Annotated in this window: 17 protein-coding genes; 8 read left to right on the top strand and 9 right to left on the bottom strand. The window is 43.5% G+C overall.

The features are described from left to right. The first annotated feature begins 15 nt into the window (after positions 1–15). The 3 genes from HCR01_RS21510 (at position 16) to ychF (ending at position 2217) form a co-directional block, all read left to right on the top strand. The gene (locus HCR01_RS21510; protein WP_193198107.1) at positions 16–762 is read left to right on the top strand and encodes an urease accessory protein UreF; all 747 of its coding nucleotides are present in this window, start codon (positions 16–18) and stop codon (positions 760–762) included. A 135-nt stretch (positions 763–897) separates the two neighbouring features. Beyond that, on the top strand, positions 898–1095 hold the full coding sequence (locus tag HCR01_RS21505) for a hypothetical protein (RefSeq protein ID WP_162398384.1): 198 nt from the start codon (positions 898–900) through the stop codon (positions 1093–1095). A 30-nt stretch (positions 1096–1125) separates the two neighbouring features. Beyond that, complete coding sequence (gene ychF, locus HCR01_RS21500; protein ID WP_162398383.1) at positions 1126–2217, top strand: redox-regulated ATPase YchF; 1092 nt, start codon at positions 1126–1128, stop codon at positions 2215–2217. Between the two features lie 122 nt (positions 2218–2339). Here the strand turns inward: ychF and HCR01_RS21495 are convergent, their stop codons facing one another. From HCR01_RS21495 to HCR01_RS21480, 4 genes are all read right to left on the bottom strand, one after another. Next, a complete protein-coding gene (locus HCR01_RS21495; RefSeq protein ID WP_193198106.1) occupies positions 2340–3185 on the bottom strand; it encodes a DUF4351 domain-containing protein in 846 nt (281 codons plus the stop codon). Between the two features lie 112 nt (positions 3186–3297). Further along, positions 3298–5556, bottom strand: coding sequence for a response regulator (locus tag HCR01_RS21490; protein ID WP_193198105.1), 2259 nt, complete (start codon positions 5554–5556; stop codon positions 3298–3300). A 5-nt stretch (positions 5557–5561) separates the two neighbouring features. Then, positions 5562–5987 carry a response regulator gene (locus HCR01_RS21485; RefSeq protein ID WP_226889525.1) on the bottom strand — a complete coding sequence of 142 codons (426 nt, stop codon included), beginning with the start codon at positions 5985–5987 and terminating at the stop codon, positions 5562–5564. Positions 5988–6004: 17 nt separating this feature from the next. After that, positions 6005–8194 (bottom strand): GAF domain-containing protein, encoded by a 2190-nt coding sequence (locus HCR01_RS21480; RefSeq protein WP_193198103.1) that lies wholly within the window; start codon positions 8192–8194, stop codon positions 6005–6007. 428 nt (positions 8195–8622) lie between these two features. On the opposite strand from HCR01_RS21480, the gene HCR01_RS21475 reads away from it, so the two are divergent. Beyond that, the gene (locus tag HCR01_RS21475; protein WP_193198102.1) at positions 8623–9858 is read left to right on the top strand and encodes a calcium-binding protein; all 1236 of its coding nucleotides are present in this window, start codon (positions 8623–8625) and stop codon (positions 9856–9858) included. A 100-nt stretch (positions 9859–9958) separates the two neighbouring features. On the opposite strand, the gene hisG is transcribed toward HCR01_RS21475, so the two are convergent. Beyond that, positions 9959–10603, bottom strand: coding sequence for an ATP phosphoribosyltransferase (gene hisG, locus HCR01_RS21470; RefSeq protein ID WP_193198101.1), 645 nt, complete (start codon positions 10601–10603; stop codon positions 9959–9961). Between the two features lie 76 nt (positions 10604–10679). Here hisG and rppA point away from each other — a divergent pair, with 76 nt between their 5' ends. Both rppA and HCR01_RS21460 read left to right on the top strand, forming a co-directional pair. Further along, positions 10680–11378 carry a two-component system response regulator RppA gene (rppA, locus tag HCR01_RS21465; protein ID WP_193198161.1) on the top strand — a complete coding sequence of 233 codons (699 nt, stop codon included), beginning with the start codon at positions 10680–10682 and terminating at the stop codon, positions 11376–11378. 89 nt (positions 11379–11467) lie between these two features. Then, positions 11468–12028, top strand: a complete 561-nt coding sequence (locus HCR01_RS21460) for a Uma2 family endonuclease (protein ID WP_193198100.1) — start codon at positions 11468–11470, stop codon at positions 12026–12028. Here the strand turns inward: HCR01_RS21460 and HCR01_RS21455 are convergent. After that, on the bottom strand, positions 11998–13035 hold the full coding sequence (locus tag HCR01_RS21455; RefSeq protein WP_193198099.1) for a 1-acyl-sn-glycerol-3-phosphate acyltransferase: 1038 nt from the start codon (positions 13033–13035) through the stop codon (positions 11998–12000). The two genes, HCR01_RS21460 and HCR01_RS21455, sit on opposite strands and share 31 nt — an antisense overlap. Before the next feature lie 295 nt (positions 13036–13330). Between HCR01_RS21455 and HCR01_RS21450 the strand changes: the two genes are divergently transcribed. Next, positions 13331–13585 (top strand): helix-turn-helix domain-containing protein, encoded by a 255-nt coding sequence (locus HCR01_RS21450; protein WP_193198098.1) that lies wholly within the window; start codon positions 13331–13333, stop codon positions 13583–13585. A gap of 1 nt (position 13586) precedes the next feature. Next, entirely contained in the window at positions 13587–17720 is a 4134-nt protein-coding gene (locus tag HCR01_RS21445) for a PAS domain S-box protein (protein WP_193198097.1), read from the top strand. A 137-nt stretch (positions 17721–17857) separates the two neighbouring features. Here HCR01_RS21445 and arsC read toward each other — a convergent pair whose 3' ends face one another. The 3 genes from arsC to HCR01_RS21430 all read right to left on the bottom strand — a co-directional run bounded on the left by arsC (position 17858) and on the right by HCR01_RS21430 (position 19882). Continuing rightward, a complete protein-coding gene (gene arsC / locus HCR01_RS21440) occupies positions 17858–18253 on the bottom strand; it encodes an arsenate reductase, glutathione/glutaredoxin type (RefSeq protein ID WP_193198096.1) in 396 nt (131 codons plus the stop codon). A 93-nt stretch (positions 18254–18346) separates the two neighbouring features. Then, entirely contained in the window at positions 18347–18961 is a 615-nt protein-coding gene (gene arsH / locus HCR01_RS21435; RefSeq protein ID WP_193198095.1) for an arsenical resistance protein ArsH, read from the bottom strand. A 225-nt stretch (positions 18962–19186) separates the two neighbouring features. Next, positions 19187–19882, bottom strand: coding sequence for an MIP/aquaporin family protein (locus HCR01_RS21430; protein WP_193198094.1), 696 nt, complete (start codon positions 19880–19882; stop codon positions 19187–19189).

Genomic DNA, 19882 nt, shown 5'->3' with positions numbered 1-19882 from the left:
GCAGATTTCAGGTAAATGAAATACATAAATAAAACCCGAAACCCTGTAGAGACGTTACATGTAACGTCTCTACATGTAACGTCTCAAAAACTTGCCCTAATGCAGTTATCTGATTCTTTCTTCCCCTCTGGTTCTTTTACCCTATCTCACGGACTAGAAGCTTTGGTGCAAGAAGGACAACTGCACTCAGCACAAGACTTGCAAACTTTTCTGCGGTTACTATTGCGTAATAAGATCGGGCCGACGGATATTGTAGCCTTAATTCATGCTTATCGAGGAAGTGCGATCGCTGATTTAGCAGCTGTGCGACACGCAGATGCTCAACTGTTCGCGCAAACCCTGATTGAAAAAACCCGCGAAACAGCACGCAAAAGCGGACGCGCCTTGTTAATGGTTGCTAGTGCGACTTGGCAAGACTCTCAACTAACAACCCTCAATCTAGATGCGGCTAAAGGGGAAATTCACTGCTTACACCCGGTTGTGTTTGCCGTAGTTGGTAGAGTCGCTCTTTTGAGTGAACAGGATACAGTATTAGCTTTTTTGCATAGCTTCATTACAGGTTTATTGGGGGCTGCTATTCGCTTGAGCGTTCTGGGACACCTACAAGCACAACAAGTCTTGCTTCAGCTAGCACCCGATATTGAAGCAGCCTATCAAATAGCTGCATCTTTAAGCCTAGATCAAATGTGGTCTTGTACTCCTGCGATCGATATTGCTCAAATGCGACATCAAAAATTGGCTCACAGGTTATTTGCTAGTTAGAGAATTATAAACAAAAAATAAGCATTAACGAATTAGAAACAGATAGTATGGCTGGGTATAGCTATTTGGGGGGATGTCAGAATTTGAGGTTGTCATCTAGCTTGAGAAAGTCGAATAATTTAATTTAGACCGATCATGATTAATCCCACTGCTATTTCCATACCTGAACCCCAGATACCCACTCCTGAGCCGAATCCCCTACCAACTCCTGAACCTACACCAGGGCCAACGATTCCCCAACCCTTACCAGATCCCGTACCAGAACCAGTACCCGCTCCCATTCCCCAGCCGGTTCCAGGGCCAATTCCCCAAACCATACCTGAACCTGTTTAATTATCTTTGTACTTTCATCCAAAATCCAAAATGCTAAGAGCCGGAATTGTCGGACTTCCCAACGTCGGAAAATCTACTTTATTTAATGCTGTAGTTGCTAACGCCAAAGCTGAAGCAGCTAACTTTCCTTTTTGCACGATTGAACCGAATGTCGGCGTTGTCGCAGTACCGGATGAGCGGTTAAACGTTCTCGCTAAAATTTCCAGTTCGGCACAAATTATCCCAGCGCGTGTTGAGTTTGTGGATATTGCTGGTTTGGTTAAAGGTGCAAGCCAGGGTGAGGGACTAGGTAATCAATTCCTGTCCCACATCCGGGAAGTAGATGCTATTGTCCATGTAGTCCGTTGTTTTGAGAATGATGATATTATCCATGTTGCTGGTTCTGTTGACCCAGCGCGAGATATTGAAATCATTAATATAGAATTGGGTTTATCAGATTTAGCCCAAATTGAGCGACGAATTGATCGCACCCGCAAATTAGCTCGTACCAGCAAAGATGCACAGTTTGAAGTAACAGTATTGGAAAAGTTAGCTGCTGCTTTAAATGAAGGTAAATCTGTACGACAGGTAAGTTTAAGTGAAGAAGAAACAGAGATTATTAAAGGATTAGACTTACTCACTTATAAACCAATTATTTACGCCGCCAATGTGTCTGAAGATGAGTTGGCAACAGGTAATGATTTTGTCGAAAAAGTCCGGGAAATTGCAGCAACAGAAAATGCCCAAGTTGTGATAGTCTCAGCTCAAGTTGAAGCTGAATTAGTAGAATTACCAGAAGAAGATAAAGCCGATTTCCTCGAATCTTTGGGTGTGCAAGAAGGTGGCTTGAAATCTTTAATTCGTGCTACTTACGCTCTTTTAGGTTTACGAACATATTTTACTTGTGGCCCCAAAGAAACCCGTGCTTGGACAATTCATGCAGGGATGTCTGCACCCCAAGCCGCTGGTGTAATTCATACTGATTTTGAGCGAGGATTTATTCGCGCTGAAACAGTTGCTTATAAAGATTTAGTAGCAACTGGTTCTATGAATGCTGCGAAGGAAAAAGGGTTAGTTCGTAGTGAAGGAAAAGAGTACGTTGTGCAGGAAGGGGATGTGTTGTTATTCCGATTTAATGTGTAGATATAACTACTAGCTCACACTGAGTTGCGATCGCCCGATGTTAACTTTGATTTATCCAAAAATTTTAAGTCCAGATATCGGTTTTAGCTAATTCCTAGTTCTTTTTGCAATCACGCAACTAACTACGATGCTTCCTCTTGCTTAAGCCAAGCTGTGAGATCTGCCATTGATGAGAAATCCAGTAGCGCTAATGCCAAAGCTTCTAGTCGTTCTAAGCTTAAGGTAGAAATACGCGATCGCTCAATTTGCGATAACTGCCCAACTCGTTGTTCTAAGAGGAGGAGGACGAGTGATCGTTCTCCCTCTTGCCGCCCTAGCCGTTCTCCCTCTTGCCGCCCTTCTTCTAAAATTTCCTGGTAAATTACCGACTCGCGCATCATACCCTCCCGAAATATTCGACGAATCAAGTCTTTCTTAAATTTTAACCCTGCTAAAATCTGCGTGTAGGTCGAAACCTCCTGTAATTGATTGCCTTCTAATAGATTGACTTGCCCTGCTACTTCCCGCAGTAATTGTTCTGGAAACGCTGCACTTGCTAAAGGCGCAAGGGGCAATAATGCCGGGTCGCTTAGGAAAATTGCTGGATCTTCTTCCCATAGCCGGATAACGCGATATTCATGACGGGTTGTTGCTGCCACAAAGGCGGTTTCAATTACTGTATTTTCAGATGGAGGCAGTAGTAGAACAACGACCTGGGTAATTGGTAAGCGATAAAGGCGATGTAACCGCACCCAGTAATCGAGCATTCGTAGCGGTAGTGGCGGATTAGATTCTAGCTTAGTTTGAAACTCCAGGTGCAAGATTTGCCCTTGCAGTTGTAAGAAGGTAACGTAATCTGCTCGAATCGGTTCAATGCTGAGTTCGGTTTTGAGAACTGTGACTGAGCTTTGGGGTGTTCCCAGCACCCATGAGGCGAAGCGATCAGGATATTTTTCAGATAGCAGTTTGCACAGGTTATCAAAGGACATATCGTTCAGCTATTTCCACCGATCATGTATACATAGGAACCCTAAAAAAAGTATGTTAATCGATGCTCAATCATAGCAATTTCTGGCGATCGCTCCATTACAGCACAGCTTGTCACGACATTACTTTCTGTAAAGCAAGCAATAATTCATTGACAGTATAGGGTTTTGGCAAAAACGTAGTGACACCAATATCAGCTATTGTGCCTATCTTATTGTTAGACATGAGTCCGCTGGTGGCAATAATTTTGACTTGTGGGTTGATTTTTTGCAGAGTACGGATGGCGGTTAAACCATCTAGCGTCGGTAGCATGATATCCATCAGTACGGCGCTAATTTCGTCCATGTGTTTGGCATATAGTGCGATCGCCTCAATGCCATCATTAGCAATTATGGCTTGATAGTTGTGAGTTTCCAGCGATGTCTTAGTAATCTCTTGAATGGCAGGTTCATCATCTACAACCAGAATCAATTCTCCATTACCTTTGGGTAGTGTCCAGCTATCAAGGCTGAGTTTTTCTATTCCCTCTGCGGCTGGTAAATATACCTGAAAACGAGTGCCATTTCCCACTTCGCTATATACTTTTACAAAACCTCCGTGGCTTTTGATGATCCCAATCACGGTAGAAAGTCCCAAACCCGTGCCTTTTCCCACTTCTTTTGTGGTAAAGAATGGCTCGAAAATTCTATCTAAGATTTCCGCAGGAATACCAACTCCGGCATCGGAAACAGTAATCACTACGTATGGTCCAATTTTGGCTTCCAGGTTCATCCGGGCATAATTTTCGTCAAAAAACACATTTTCAGCAGAGATTTTTAAAGTACCGCCATTGGGCATAGCATCACGGGCATTGACGCAGAGATTCATCAGCACTTGATGGATTTGGGTGCTATCTCCAGAAACCGTCCACAAATCTTGTGGTACATCAGTGCAGATTTCGATGGATTTTGGCAATGTCTCTTTGAGAATTTTGGCAAGTTCCATAATCAGATGTCTGAGTTGCAAAGTGATGCGCTTCCCTTCCACACCCCGCGCAAAAGATAGAACTTGCTTGACTAAATCGGCTCCGCGTTTAGCGTTCATTTCCAGAATTTCTAAAAGGTGATGAGTCCGCTCATCAGCATCGGGAAATTTCAGCGGTAGCAGTTGTGCGCCTGCCAGAATCGGCGTCAAGATATTATTGAGATCGTGAGCAATGCCGCTAGCCAGAGTACCAATACTTTCCAGACGTTGGGCACGAAACAATTGAGCTTCGAGTTGTTTTTTCTCGGTAATATCCGTGTCAACAGTGAGAATTGATTTGGGACTTCCTTGTTGATCGCATACTAAACTCCAGCGACTAGCTACAAGAACTTCTTTGTTAGTTTTGGTAAGTTTACTTAACTCCCCTTGCCACTTACCTTTGCTGATGACTTGCAATAGAGCCGTTTCCATTTCTGGCGAATATTCGTCATACAAAAGCTCACTGGCATTTTTGCCCCAGACTTCTTGAGCTCGCCAACCGTAAAGTGTTTCTGCGCCTTTGTTCCAAAAGAGAATTTGATTGTTTAAATCTCGCACGCAAATTGCATCAGTGGTGACATCAAGTAATGCTGCTTGTTCGCGAATTTTTTCTTCAGCCAGTTTGCGTTCGCTAATGTCGATACTAGCGCAAGTCACTCCTACAATTTCTTGCGATTCATTCCGCAATGGCTCTACTGTCAAATCGTAATATCCAGTTCCAGTTGCAGTGGTAATAGATACTTCTTCTCGCGTACCTATGCCAGTAGTCAGCACCCTATTTTTAATCGAGATTTGATGTTGGGCATCTTCAGCAGGCATGATATCCGAGTCTTGTTTGCCCAACATGTTCTCAACAGTTAACCCAGAGGAAGGGTTATAAACCCAGGTATAACGTAACTCCCTATCCTGGTGGTAGACAAAGATTGGGGAATTTTTTAGAGCGACCCGAAATCGCTCCTCACTATGTCGCAGTGCGTCATCTGCTCGTTGACGCTCAATTGCATAACGCATGGAGCGTACCAGCAAGTCGCCAGTTACTTGCCCTTTTACCAAATAATCCTGCGCTCCCTCCTGCATGGCCCTAATTGCTAGGGTTTCATCGTTTATACCTGTCAATACGATGATCGGAGTTGCTTTTGCCTGATGATGAGTTATGACAAAGGTTTCCAGCCCTTGGCTATCTGGTAATGATAGGTCTAACAGAATTACATCAAAACTTGCTTTTGCTAAATAATTGAGCGCTTGAGAAAGCGACTCAACCGGCATCAATTCAACCCTAGTTGTGGTAACTTCTTTTAAAAATTCTTGTAACAATAAGACATCACCAGGGTTGTCTTCTACTAACAAAACTTTAATGATTTTAGCTGCCATTACCATCACTCCGGTGGCAGTTTTACGATCGCAAACCAAAAATTTTCTATTGATTGTACGATTTTAACAAATTGATCGAAGTCAACTGGTTTAGTTATATAGCAGTTGGCAGCGAGGTTATAGGCTTTCAGGATATCTTCTTCGGCTTGGGAAGTCGTCAGAATTACTACAGGAATACGCCTAAGGTTTACATCCGTTTTGATTTCTGCCAGCACCTCCCGCCCGTCCTTTTTGGGCAGGTTCAAATCAAGTAGTACAATATCTGGATGTGCTGCTGTTGCATATTTTTCCTGTTTTCGTAAAAATGCCATTGCCTCTACTCCATCTTCGACCACATTTAGATGAATTGAGATTTTGCTATCTTCCAGGGCGATCCGCGTGAGTTGGGCATCGCCAGGATTGTCTTCTACTAACAAAACCTCTATGGGCATAATCGCTAATTCTAGACTCACGATTGTTTACCTGCTTTATCTGGAATTGTGAAGTAGAAAATCGAGCCTTGACCCGGTTCCGACTCAACCCAGATATTGCCGCCATGACGTTCGATAATTTTTTTACAAATTGCTAGACCTATTCCAGTACCAGGATACTTGGCTCTACCGTGCAAGCGCTGAAAAATTACAAAAATGCGTTCGGCATACTGGGATTCTATACCAATTCCATTGTCGCGCACCCAAAACAACCATTCATCTTTTGCTGGGATAACATTTAAACTCTCTCTATCCGCGTCTGTACCCCCCCCCTTGACTACCCCGATGTGAATTTGTGGAGTTAGATTTTGACGGAATTTGATGGCGTTGCTGATGAGGTTTTGGAAAACCTGTGTCAGTTGAGTAGCATCAGCTATTACTTCGGGTAGAGGGTCGTGGGTGACAATTGCACCACTTTCTTTGATCGCCACTTGGAGATTAGCGATCGCTTGCTTTAAAACAGTACTGCAATCAACTGGTACAAAAGGCTGTCCACGGGTACTAACGCGTGAATAGTTCAACAGCTCGTTGATTAGAGTCTGCATTCGGTGTGCCCCGTCTACAGCGTAGGCGATGAACTGATCAGCATTGGCATCTAGTTTGCTTTTGTATCTTTGCTCTAGCAGTTGCAAATAACTAGTCACCATCCGCAACGGCTCTTGCAAGTCATGGGAAGCGACATAAGCAAATTGTTCCAATTCAGCATTAGAACGGGCGAGTTCCTGACTGTAGCAAGTTTCTTTTTCTAACGATTGCGCTTGGGATATAGCAATGCCAATTTGGTTAGCTAGTTGCTGTAATAACTCTGTCTCAGAGCTATTCCATCGTCGGGGAGTGGCACATTGATGAGCTAGCAACAAGCCCCAAATGCCTTCTCTAAGAAGAATCGGTACTACAAGGTTAGCTCTAACGGCAAACTGCTGGAGAAATTCTCGATGGCAAGGTCGAATATGAGCACTTTCAATGTCTTCGATCGCACTGACTCTTCCTTGACGATATCTCTTTAAGTATTCTTTTTTAAAGCAGGGGTCAACAATATTTTGTCCCAAAATTGCCAGCCAACCAGGCAATACTGCCTCTTGTACCACTGTTCCTGAACCATCAGCCCACAGTTGAAAAATCAACACTCGGTCAGCTTGTAGTAGTTTTTGTACCTCTGTAACCGTAGTGTGGAGAATTTCCTCTATTTGTAAAGTTTCTCGAATTTTTACAGTAATTTCTGCAAATAGTTGCGATCGCCGATTTTGCCGCTTGAATTCCTCTTCTACCTGCTTGCGCTCACTAATATCAAGTGTGACACCGATCATTCGAGCCGGCTCATTAACCTCGTCAACTCCTCGACCCCGTGCTAACAACCAGTGAACACTACCATCAGGCCAGATATTGCGGTACTCTGCCTCATAATCTGTCTTGTTTTCCAAAGCTTGTTTCACAGATTCCTGCACGTAGGCGCGATCTTCGGGGTGGATACATTCAAACAGCATATTGTAGGAAAACTCAGCTTCAGGGGGCAAACCAAAGTTAAGCTTGCACTGATTAGATGCAGACAATTCCTGCGTTTTCAGATCAAGTTGCCAGGAACCGAGTCTCGCAGTTTTCAACGCTAGTTTTAATCGTTCTTCGCTCTGGCGTAAAGATGTCTCAGCTTGCTCTAGTTCCTCAGCATAACGGGATACTTCAGCTAAGTTTCGCCTCAGTTCTAGCTGGCTAATCACTTGACGACTTAGAGCCAGAAGTGCCTCTATTTGTTTTTGGCTCAGTTCCCGTGGAACTCGGTCAAGCACACACAGAGTTCCTAACATATCTCCCTTTGGAGTAATCAGGGGCACACCTGCATAAAACCGCACATAAGGTTCGGCAGTCACTACCGGATTCTTTGCCAACTTTTCGTCAGCTAATGTATCCGTAACTACCACAATATCGCGCCGTTCTTGGCAAAGGTAAGATAACCCGACATTCCGGGGCATTTCTGGTACATCCAAACCTACTTTTGCTTTAAACCACTGACGATGTTCATCAATGAAATTTACCAAGGCCATGGGAGCGCCACAAATATATGCGGCTAATTGGGCAAGGCTGTCATAAGCTGCTTCAGGTTCGGTGTCAAGAATTTCATACTGGCGGAGAGCCTCTAGTCTCGCCGCTTCATCAGTGCGTTCAGCTTTCATTAACTTTTTTTATTAAACTTAAAGTATGCTGTTATTCAAAGTACTGAGTCCTGAGTGCTAAATTTACTCACTAGGAAGTCATACTGGCTCAAGCCGTCGCTTTGAACTTCTGTGACTAAGCACTGTTTCGGTAAAAGAATAAGCAATACTTAAGAACAAGCCACGTTCAAAGTTTTGAGGATCGCCTTGTGATTTTCAGGCTTTTTTTGTGTTTATATTCTAAAACTTTAACGTAAATTGACACTGCGATGCCGTTTTACTGTTGGGACTGAGAACTTCAACAGTTTTATGATTTACCGATATCTATGCGATCGCTATAAGCTGTAGTTCTATTTAATACTCAATTCGCCACTCATAAATTTATCTTTTAGGAGAGTAATTTAGTACACAATATAATCTCAGTAATTCAGTACACCCAAATCAAATTTATGGCATATACCGTAGATGGCGAGGGCAATTTGATTGACCTATCTAATGGTTATCCCTATCCTGGCTCCTACAGCTATCCTCTTTCTACTTATGATGACCAGGGCAGATTAATATTTGAACAGATCGATCCCCATAGTTCATCTGAATATAGATACGATGACACAGGCAACTTAATATATGAAAGACAACAAGTTAATGCTAGTCAGTTTATCATCACTTATACATACGACAACGACGGGAATCTGACAACCAAAACCACTGACCGTGGGTATGAACGCGTTATTGAGACATACAATGGCAACTATACACTGTCTATTGGCAGTGGCTATGACACCATCATTGGTTTTGGTGGCTTTGGCACAGGGGCAAATCCTTCAGCGGCGGTGCTTGCCAATTTAGACACACTGCAATTTAACGGCACTGGCTTGATTGCCAAAAATCTGCAACTGACTCAAAATGGCACCAATTTAGAAATCACCTTTGAAGGCGTAGCAAATACTTTAGTCACCCTGCAAAACTTTGACTTACAAAACCTGGAGAATCAAGCAGCTTATGGCTCAACAGCAGCACGGGGAAATATTCTGTTTGACGGACAGACTACCATCACCAACGGTTTTGATGTCATTAATGCCAACTCCACCCAAACTACCCTGTTCGCCCGAAACGTTGTCACCTTCCTCAATGACCTCGATAACGATATCATCGGTTTTGATAACTCCGCTGATGTGATTAATGGTCAGGGGGGTAATGACACTATCCACGGCAGAAGTGGTAACGACCTGCTGCGGGGAGGTACAGGCAATGATGTGCTCATCGGTGGCGCTGGCAATGATACTCTTACGGGTAATGCAGGCAATGATGTCCTGATTGGTGGTAAGGGTGCAGATAGCTTCTTTTACAATACATTTACGCCCTTTACGACTACGGCTATTGGTGAAGATATCATCACTGACTTCAATCATTCTGAAGGTGACAAGATTGTATTGAGTAAGAGCACCTTTGGTATGATTACTTCGGATGTAGGCACAGGTTTGAGTAATGCCACTGATTTTAGTATTGTGACTACCAATGTTGAGGGTACTAGCAGCGCTGCTATTGTCTACAATTCGGTGACTGGAAAGTTGTTTTACAACTCAAATGGGACGGCATCCGGTTTTGGCGACGGCGGTTTACTTACTCAGTTGACTAGTAATTATATTCTTACCGCTACGGATTTTGTCATTCAGGGTTACTAGTACTTGTCAAGTTAGCTTTGAGGGTTTGTAGTAAGCATTTTAGTGCTCAGAACAATCAGGACTAAAGTCCTTACTACGACCAACTTGTTTATCCATCAATTTAAATTTCCACTAAAACCGTCTCTCGCAGCTTGCTAATCACATCGCTGAGATTACCTGTATTCAGGCGATAACTCAGAGGATGAGCAATTAATCGGGCTGTGCTTTCATACAAAGTGGCAATCTCAACCAAACCATTTTCTCGCAAAGTTCTCCCCGTAGAAACTAAATCTACGATCGCCTCGGACATACCTGTAATTGGGCCTAATTCTACTGAACCATACAGTGGTACTATTTCTACAGGTAAATCTAAACTGTGGAAATATTCACGAGCGCAATTCACATATTTAGAAGCAACTCGGCCATTCGGTAGTAAATCTAAAGGCGATCGGTAAGAACTGGATGCCTTTACCGCTACTGACATCCGACAATGCCCAAACTGTAAATCTACCAAATGTGCAACTTGCGGCTGCTTTTCTCGCAGCACATCGTAACCGACAACACCCAGTTGTGCCTGACCATATTCTACATACACTGGCACATCCTGCGCCCGTACTAATAGCCCTTTGGCTTGTCCGCTAGCATCAGGAATTTGCAGTTGACGAGTTCCTGAATCTAAAAAGGCGCTAAAATCTAATCCTACAGATTGTAGTAGGCGGATGCTATTTTTAAGTAGTTCCCCTTTTGGCAATGCAACTGTCAGCATTCTTTTTCTTAGTATCCTTGTTAGCGTTTCTGCGGTTCATTAATGAGAATATCTCTATATGCTTACCACAAGCAGCATGAGAATTTTATTAGTTGACGATGAAGTTGAACTAACTGACCCTTTAAGTCGCTTGTTAAGTCGTGAGGGTTATAGTGTGGATGCCGCTTATGATGGAGCAAGCGGTAGCGAGCATGCACAAGCAGGCAATTATGATCTCCTAATTTTAGATTGGATGCTGCCAGGAAAAACGGGGTTAGAAATTTGTCAAGAATTGCGACGCCAAGGCAAAACAACTCCGGTTCTGTTTCTCACAGCCAAAGATACTCTAGATGATCGTGTAGAAGGTTTAGATGCTGGTGCAGACGACTACTTGGTAAAACCGTTTGAACTACGGGAGTTACTAGCACGAGTTCGTGCTTTGTTGCGTCGTTCTGGTTCCCAAACCTATGACACCATCAGCGGAAGGCTGACTGTAGCGGATTTAGAACTTGATTATGAAAATCAAGTGGCCTATCGTCAAGGACGAATCATTGAACTGTCGCAAAAAGAAAGCCAGCTACTACAATATTTTATGGAACACACTGGACAACTGCTGACTCACGCCCAGATTTTGCAAAATCTGTGGCAAGATGACGAACAACCCAGTAGCAACGTCATAGCGGCATTAATTCGCCTGCTGCGCCGTAAAATTGAGGTAGGTAGAGAAACTCAATTAATTCACACAGTTTACGGCAAAGGCTATCGCTTCGGCGCTTCCTCAGTGGAGTCAGTTTAGCATAATCACAAGTTAAGTGAATTTGCCCCATAGAATAAAATCAAACTAATCCTCTTGTCTTGCGGTAGAGCAAAGCTAAACAAAGCGTTATGACTGTAACTACCTATAAATGGACAATTGAACGTTATCACCGAGCAATAGAAGCAGGCATTTTTGAGGATCAGCCTATCGAACTATGGCGCGGAGAACTGATCGTTATGCCCCCAGAACGAGAACCTCACGCCTACTACAGCACAGAAGCAGCAGATTATCTGCGAACAGTACTTGGTGAGCGGGCAAAAATTCGTGATGCTAAACCCATCACCCTCCCCAATAACTCAGAACCCGTTCCTGATATTGCCATTGTCAAACCTTTAGGTGAGGTCTACCTAGAACACCACCCTTACCCCGAAGACATCTTCTGGATTATCGAATTCTCCAAGGCTACCTTGAGCAAAGACTTAAGTGAGAAAAAAGATATTTACGCCCAAGCAGGTATTGCTGAATATTGGGTTGTCAACCTTAAGACTACTCAGTTGCATGTATTTCGAGACTTAAAAAATGGCCAATATGCAACTGAACTAATACTAACCACAGGCACTATTGCTCCCCTAGCCTTTCCTGATATATTTGTTCAAGTTCAACGCTTCATCGGTTTGCCAAGTAAATGATTAAGTTGAAGTTGCAGTTTTTCTCGTAGTTGTTGTGCCTGTCGATAAGCTGCTGTACGCCCTTTGCTTGAATTAATATCCTTTTGCAAAGGTTGAATAAAGTAACGTAGACGTGTTCTCATTGCCCAAACTCCCATTGAGGGAAACAAAATCAAGACAAGCATTAAGGGCGAGAATGGTAAGAATGGTAATTGAAATAATCTCTGCAACTTTTTGAGATTAACTGCCCAAGGATGTAAAGATTCACTACCGATGCAAAGAACTGGGAGAATGGGAACGTGATAGCGATCGCTCAGTTGAATAAAGCTGACATCAAACTTTTGCAGTTGATAACGTCTTCCCCAACCTTTAAGAGGGCCGCGTAAACCTTCGGGTGCGTATAAAAGAATTTTACCTTGGGTGTTCGTTGCGATCGCCTCTTCAAAATCACCTAACTCTGCTCGCACAGCACCTAAAACCTGTGCCCATTTGGGTGGTAGCCACCAAATCACCCAAGGATGCTCAAACAATGATACACCTGCTAAAGGTTGCACTACCCAGCCTCGTGTACCTAACAGATAACCCAAGGTCAAAAAGTCCCAAGGAAAACACATCCCTGCATGATTCATCGCCACAATCATCGAACCTGTTTGTGGCAAGTTGTCAATTTGTTGCAATTCTCCACGAAAATAATATTTAACTATAAAACCAAGAACTTCTTCACTAAAGGCTTGTTGATATTTTGGATTAAATTCTCCTACTTCCTGTCGTGGTGAACGACAACCAAGACGCAACCAACGCATCAGCAATGCTAGATAAAATCCACCAGGAATTAAAAATAATCCATATTCTAACCAATTCCAACCATCTGGATCGGCGTGATAGTGTTGCCAGTGGCGGTTGAATAAAATCAACCAGCCTGGAGGATACCAGATACAGAACCAATCAAACCAACTAAATTTATAGCCTTCACCTGAAGCTTTTTCTAGTTGAGTGTTTAGGAATTTTTCAGGGTGTTGATTAATCACAACATTTGTGCATAGGCAATAGTTAAAAACATATCCTAGCTTTATCACTTTGCCATTGCCATCCTGCCCTAGAAGTAAAATTAACTACATATCTGCAAAACTAGATAAATTGGAAAAATTAAAAAATCAGGTATTTTTTGCTAAAAGCGATAATATTTTGGTAAAAAATAGAAAAGCAAAGTGTCGGATAAAACTTAGATACACAGTAATGTCCTCAACAAGTCTTCGCAACACTACACAAATTCTTCCTCAAGCTGGAGACAAATGACGCGACACTTGTCCTATTATTCCTACTATGGAATTAAGAAAGCCGTTCAAAACCTCAGATTTAATCCGTGAACTTCGGCAGCAACTCGATCTGTCTCAAGAAAAGTTTGCAGCCAAGTTAGGCGTTTCGCTGCGAACAGTCAATCGCTGGGAAAACGGATATGCAATGCCATCACAGATGGCACTCAAGCTAATCGAAGAAATGTTACAGAAGATGGGTGAACCAGGCAATACACTACTGAGGCAGTATCTACCACAAGCGGAGCAGAGGGAGAACTTCTGAGATGACGCTAACAGCACCCGAAAAAATGTTGATGATCCGCTCTCAGTTACTAACCTATAGTGTAATGATTTTGGCAGTCACAGCGGCGCTACTACTGACACCACTGCTACAGCCAGCCTTTGAGCCGAGTGTATTTACATTATTTTATGCTGCTGTGGCAGTTAGTGCCTGGTATGGCGGCATACTTCCGGGAGTGTTAGCGATCGCCCTATCTGCTATAGTTGTCTTCTACTTTTTAATCGAGCCAGTCTACGCATTCAATATTGTTAGCCTGAGCGTCTTAGTACGATTAACTACGTTTTCATTAGTATCCTTCTTAATTACCGTACTTTTCTCAGAGTTGCGAACTGCCAGATGCAAGGCAGAGATCAGCTTGAAGTTGCTGCAAAACAGCAAAATGCGATTTAGCCGACTGCAAGAATCCAATATCATTGGGGTTATCGTCACCGATATCAACGGCTCGATCATTGAAGCAAATGATGCTTTTTTGAAGATGGTCGGTTACACGCAAGAAGATTTGTTCACTCACCGCATGAACTGGCGTGAGATGACCCCACCTGAACATCTTCATTTGAGTGAGAGTTCAGTACAAGAACTCAAAACCATCGGTATATGTCAGCCTTTTGAAAAGGAATATATTCGCAAAGATGGCTCTCGCGTTCCCGTTTTGCTCGGTTCAGCTTTTGTGGGAGACACTCAAGAAACGTTTATTGGCTTTGTGATTGATTTGAGCGAACGGCAAGCCGCGTTACACGATCGCAAATTAGCAGAACGAACCTTGCAAGAAAAAGAGGAGCGCTTGCGGTTAGCTAACGAGCGTTTTGAGTTAGCCGCAGCCGCAGTCAACTGTCTAATCTATGACTGGAATCTAGAGCAGGATAAGGTTGAAAGAACCGAGGGTTTAACCCGAATTTTGGGCTATTCCCTCGCCGAAGCCGAACCAACTGGCAGATGGTGGCGCGAGCTTATCCATCCAGAGGATTTACAGCAGATACAGGCCGATGCAGCTGTCGTCTTGCTAAATAGCGATCGCTATGTCAGTGAGTATCGAGTTCGCAACAAGGAGAATCAGTACATCTATGTGCTAGATCAAGGGATAGTGGTGCAGCGGGATGCTGATGGACAACCGATACGCACAGTTGGTAGCACTACAGATATCAGCGAACGCAAACACGTAGAGGCGGCGCTACAAGAACAGGAGAAAAAATACCGTTATATCTTTGAAGCTACAGGCGTGTCGATTTTTGAAGAAGATTTTTCTCTTGTTAAAGCAGCGCTTAATGATTTGAAAGCGCAAGGCGTCCAGAACTTTCGCACCTTTTTTGCTGAACATCCTGAGTTCATTCAACAAGCGGTTGGCATGGTAAAAATTGTCAACGCAAATAATGCAGCGATGCGAATGTTTGGCGCTCAAGCCAAAAACGACCTTCTGGCTTCGCTTCACCAAATATTTGTACCAGAAACCCTAGAAGTATTTGCTAAAGAACTCTTGGCAATTACTGATGGAGAAACATACTTTGAATCGGAAACAATTCTGCAAACTCTTCAGGGAGAGCGCCTCAACATCCTGTTTACAATTACGTTTGGGCCGCCAACTGCCAAATTTGACAGTGTATTGGTGAGCATGATGAATATCACCGCTCGCAAGCAAGCAGAAGCAGCGGTGCAAGCTAGTGAGGAGCAACTCAGGAGTTTTGTGGAAGCGAATGTAGTAGGAATTCTCTTTGGTGATGTAGATGGTGGCATCAGTCAAGCCAATGATGAGTTCTTGCGAATTGTCGGTTATACCCGTGAGGATCTCCAAGCAGGCAGACTACGCTGGATTGATATGACGCCCTCTGAGTACCTTTATTTAGATGAACTAGCGATCGCCGAAGCCAAAGCGAAGGGAGCTTGTACTCCTTATGAGAAGGAATATATTCGCCCGGATGGTTCTCATGTGCCGGTTGTAGTTGGTTACTCCCTATTAGGAGAAGCTCGTCACAAATCAGTCGCATTCATTCTTGATATTAGCGATCGCAAGCATATTGAAAAAGCGCTGCGCCAGAGTGAGGAGCGATTTCAAGCTTTTATGGACAATAGTCCAGCCGCCGCCTGGATTACAGATGTAGACGGGCGTGTACTCTACCTGAATCAAACTTATTTTCGGACATTAAATTTATCAACAAACAAGGCGATCGGCAAAAATATCTTTGAGCTATACCCTGCCCAAATCGCTCAGCCATTCCTCGATAATATTAAAACGGTTGTGGAGACAAATCAAGTTGTTGAGGCAATGGAGTCAGCTCCACGCACAGATGGCACGATTGGTGAATTTTTGGTATATCAGTTTCCAGTTGCCGAGACGTCTGGGCATCACTTGGTGGGAGGAGTTGCAGTTGACATCACCGAACGTGAACGCGCCCTTCGTGAACGTCAGCTTGCCGAGCAAGCCTTGCAAGAGCGTAGTGAACGACTCAAACTTCTTTCTGAAACAGCCAGTGATTTGCTATCAACAGAGCGTCCGTTAGATCTAATGAACAGCTTGTTTAGCAAACTCTCGGCGCAGATGGATTTGGATTTTTACTTTCATTATCTCATCGATACGCATGAAAATAGCCAAAAACTGCGGTTAGTAGCTTGCAGTGGCATTGATGATAAAGTATTTCAAGAAATTGAATACCTGGAATTTAATGAAGGAATGTGCGGAGTAGTGGCAGAGGAACAACGTCAAATTGTTGTCAACGATGTGCTACACTCCACCCATCCCAGAGCACACATCCTCTGCTCTTTAAACATCACAGCATACGCAGGTCAACCATTAATCGCTCAAGGAAAGTTGCTTGGCGTACTCTCCTTTGCCAGTCGCACCCGTACCTACTTCACCCCAGATGAAATTGCTCTGCTGCAAGCAACCTCAGATCAGGTTGCTGTTGCTCTGGAACGCGCTGAGCTAATGGCTTCGTTACAGCGAGAAAAAGAGCAGTCAGTCCAAGCTAATCGGATCAAAGATGAATTTTTGGCAGTTCTCTCCCACGAACTCCGCACGCCGCTAAACCCCATCTTGGGCTGGTCGAAGTTACTGCGAACTAAAAAGTATGATCAAGCAACCACTGATCGCGCTCTCGAAACAATTGAGCGTAACGCCCAGCTACAAACCCAACTAATCGAAGATTTGCTAGATGTCTCTCGCATTCTGCAAGGCAAACTTAGCCTGAATGTTAGTCCAGTGAATCTGACATCTGCGATCGCCGCAGCCATAGAAACCATGCGTCTAGCCGCTGAAGCCAAATCAATTAATCTGCAAACTGTGTTTGAACCGCACATAGGACACGTTGCGGGTGATTCAAATCGCTTACAGCAAGTCATCTGGAATCTGCTTTCCAACGCCATTAAGTTTACACCCCAAGGCGGACAGGTAGAAATCAGTTTAGCGGCTTCTGGTTCTCACGCTCAGCTACAAGTGCGTGATACAGGTAAGGGAATTAGTCCTGACTTTTTACCTTATGTATTTGACTACTTCCGCCAAGCTGACGGTGCAACTACTAGAAAATTCGGTGGACTAGGGTTAGGATTAGCGATTGTTCGTCACATTGTAGAGCTGCATGGCGGCACAGTTAAAGCAGAAAGTTTAGGTGATGAACAGGGTGCAACTTTCACAGTCATGCTACCGCTAATGAAGATTAATTCCAAAAGCCTTGAGATTGATATACAACCCGATGATTCTGTGCATCTAAATGGGGTGAAAGTTCTGCTTGTGGATGATGAGGATGATACACGAGATTTGATTGCTTTCATTTTAGAGCAGTCTGGTGCAGAGGTAATCCAGGTAGCATCGGCTATGGAAGCACTACAAGCCATACCTCAGTTCCAGCCAAATCTGCTGTTAAGCGATATTGGAATGCCTGACGTAGACGGCTATATGCTGATGCGTCAAATTAGAGCCATGCTACCAGAACTGGGAGGGATGCCGGCGATCGCCCTAACTGCTTACGCTGGTGAAGTTGATTACCAACAGGCGATCGCTGCGGGATTTCAGCAGCATATCACTAAGCCAGTGGAGCCAGCTAAATTAATTCGAGCGATCGCTAACCTAATTGATAGTCATAGCCACCCGCAAACTAGCTTACAACGAGTAAATGAAGTACATAAATAAAACCCGAAACCCTGTAGAGACGTTGCATTGCAACGTCTCTACGAAATAATCGGTTTTTATCGCCCCTATCTTGAATACTGAATCGATGTTCTAGGAACAAGATAATGTTAGGTACAAATTAAGTTAATACGTATGAGCTAACTAAGAGATTCAATTAACTTGACAACTCGTTCCTTTACTTCATCTCGAACCCGGCGAAAGGTTTCAATTGATTGCCCTTCTGGATCATCGAGTTGCCAATCTTCAAATACATCTCTTAACACCCACGCTTCGGGTAAATTTACCCCACAACCGCATAAAGAAATCACTGCATCGTAATCTTCGGGATTGAAATCACTTAAAGGTTTCGAGGCTTGATTGCTAATATCAATGCCAATTTCAGACATGATATCAACAGATTTGGGGTCTACATGACTTGATTCCAACCCGGAACTACTAACAGCAATTTTGCCTGCTCCTAAAGTACGAGCAAAACCCTCTGCCATTTGGGAACGTCTGGAATTTTTCTTGCAAACAAACATTACTTTTTTCATGATATTTTTGGTTGTTGATAATTTGGCAAAAGAAAACTTTTATGAACTTTTATTTGCATTAACTTCCAGCGCATTATTCGCTACCTTGATGGTTTATGATGCTGTTTTTTCCTTACGTTCGCTGTGGCGATCAGTTAGGTAATCAACCTTGTCACGCAACAGCAGCGTAAATTTGTAAAGTTCTTCCATCACATCGATAACGCGATCGCGGTAAGCTGAATCTTTCATAGTTCCATCTTCGTTAAACTCCTGATAAGCTTTCGCCACCGAAGATTGATTGGGAATCGTAAACATTCGCATCCAACGCCCCAAAATTCGCAGCGTATTCACAGCATTAAAAGACTGAGAACCACCACTTACTTGCATGATTGCTAAAGTTTTTCCTTGAGTTGGTCTAACTGCTCCTAAACTTAAAGGAATCCAATCAATTTGGTTTTTGAGGATGCCAGTAATATTGCCGTGCATTTCAGGAGAAGACCAGACTTGACCCTCAGACCATATACTCAATTCTCGTAATTCCTGTACCTTATGATGAGTCTCTGGCACACTGTTGTGAATCGGCAAATCACGAGGATCAAAAAATCGAACTTCTGCACCAAATTCCTCAATAATCCTAGCTGCTTCTTCTGCTAACAAGCGGCTATAGGAACGCTCTCGCAAAGAGCCATATAAAAACAATATTCTCGGTGGATGATCAAAAGAGGTCATGGAAATCATTAATAAGCTCTAAATCACGTAATTTCTTCTTTGCTGAAATCAGACTTATGTATTTATTCGTGCATAGTTACAGCAGCTATTCAAGTTTGCGTAAGCGTACCCCTACGAGACGCTGCGCGTTGGCGGAGCCTCTGTCTACGACACGCTCCGCGAACGCAGAGAAGGCGGTTCAATAGTTTTCATAATTCAAATAGTATTGACAAATAACAGCTTTCTTTATTCATTGAAATCTCGAAAACCATTAGAAAGTTGCCGATAAACTATCATTGCTAATTGCGCTCCTAAAATTGGTGCAACCCAATAAACCCAGTGATGCTGCCAAATTCCTCCCACAAAAGCAGGGCCCAAAGAACGCACCGGATTCATACTTGCACCAGTAATCGGCCCCATAAACGCCGCCTCCATTCCCACAGTTAAACCGATCGCCAACCCCGCAAAGCCGATGTGTGCGCGGCGATCAAGTCCAGAACCAAAAATTATAAACATCAAAATGAAGGTAAGTACAAACTCCAACAACAAAGATTGCAACCAATTACCATTGAGTGGTAAGGTAGCTCCCAAATTGGCAACTCGTCCTAAACTAATTAGCAGCAAAGTTGAAGCTGCGATCGCACCCACTGACTGCGCCAAAATATACGGCAAAACTCGCTTTTTTGGGAAAAAACCACTCGTCCAAAACGCTAGTGTCACCGCTGGATTGAAGTGTGCGCCGCTAATATGTCCGATTCCGTAAATCAACGCCGCAACTACCGCACCAAAAACAAAGCTAATACCAATATGGGTAACAGCACCTTGGCTTATGTCATTTACCATGACTGCGCCAGTACCCGCAAATACTAAAATAAAAGTGCCAATTCCTTCTGCTAAAACCTCCCGTTTACACTGGGAAACTTCCTTTAAAAATGATTTCAT

The sequence above is a fragment of the Nostoc sp. MG11 genome, from assembly GCF_014904695.1.
Classification (GTDB): Bacteria; Cyanobacteriota; Cyanobacteriia; order Cyanobacteriales; family Nostocaceae; genus Komarekiella.
Note: the sequence above shows the minus strand (reverse complement) of the source record. Positions and strands in the feature narration are given on the sequence as shown.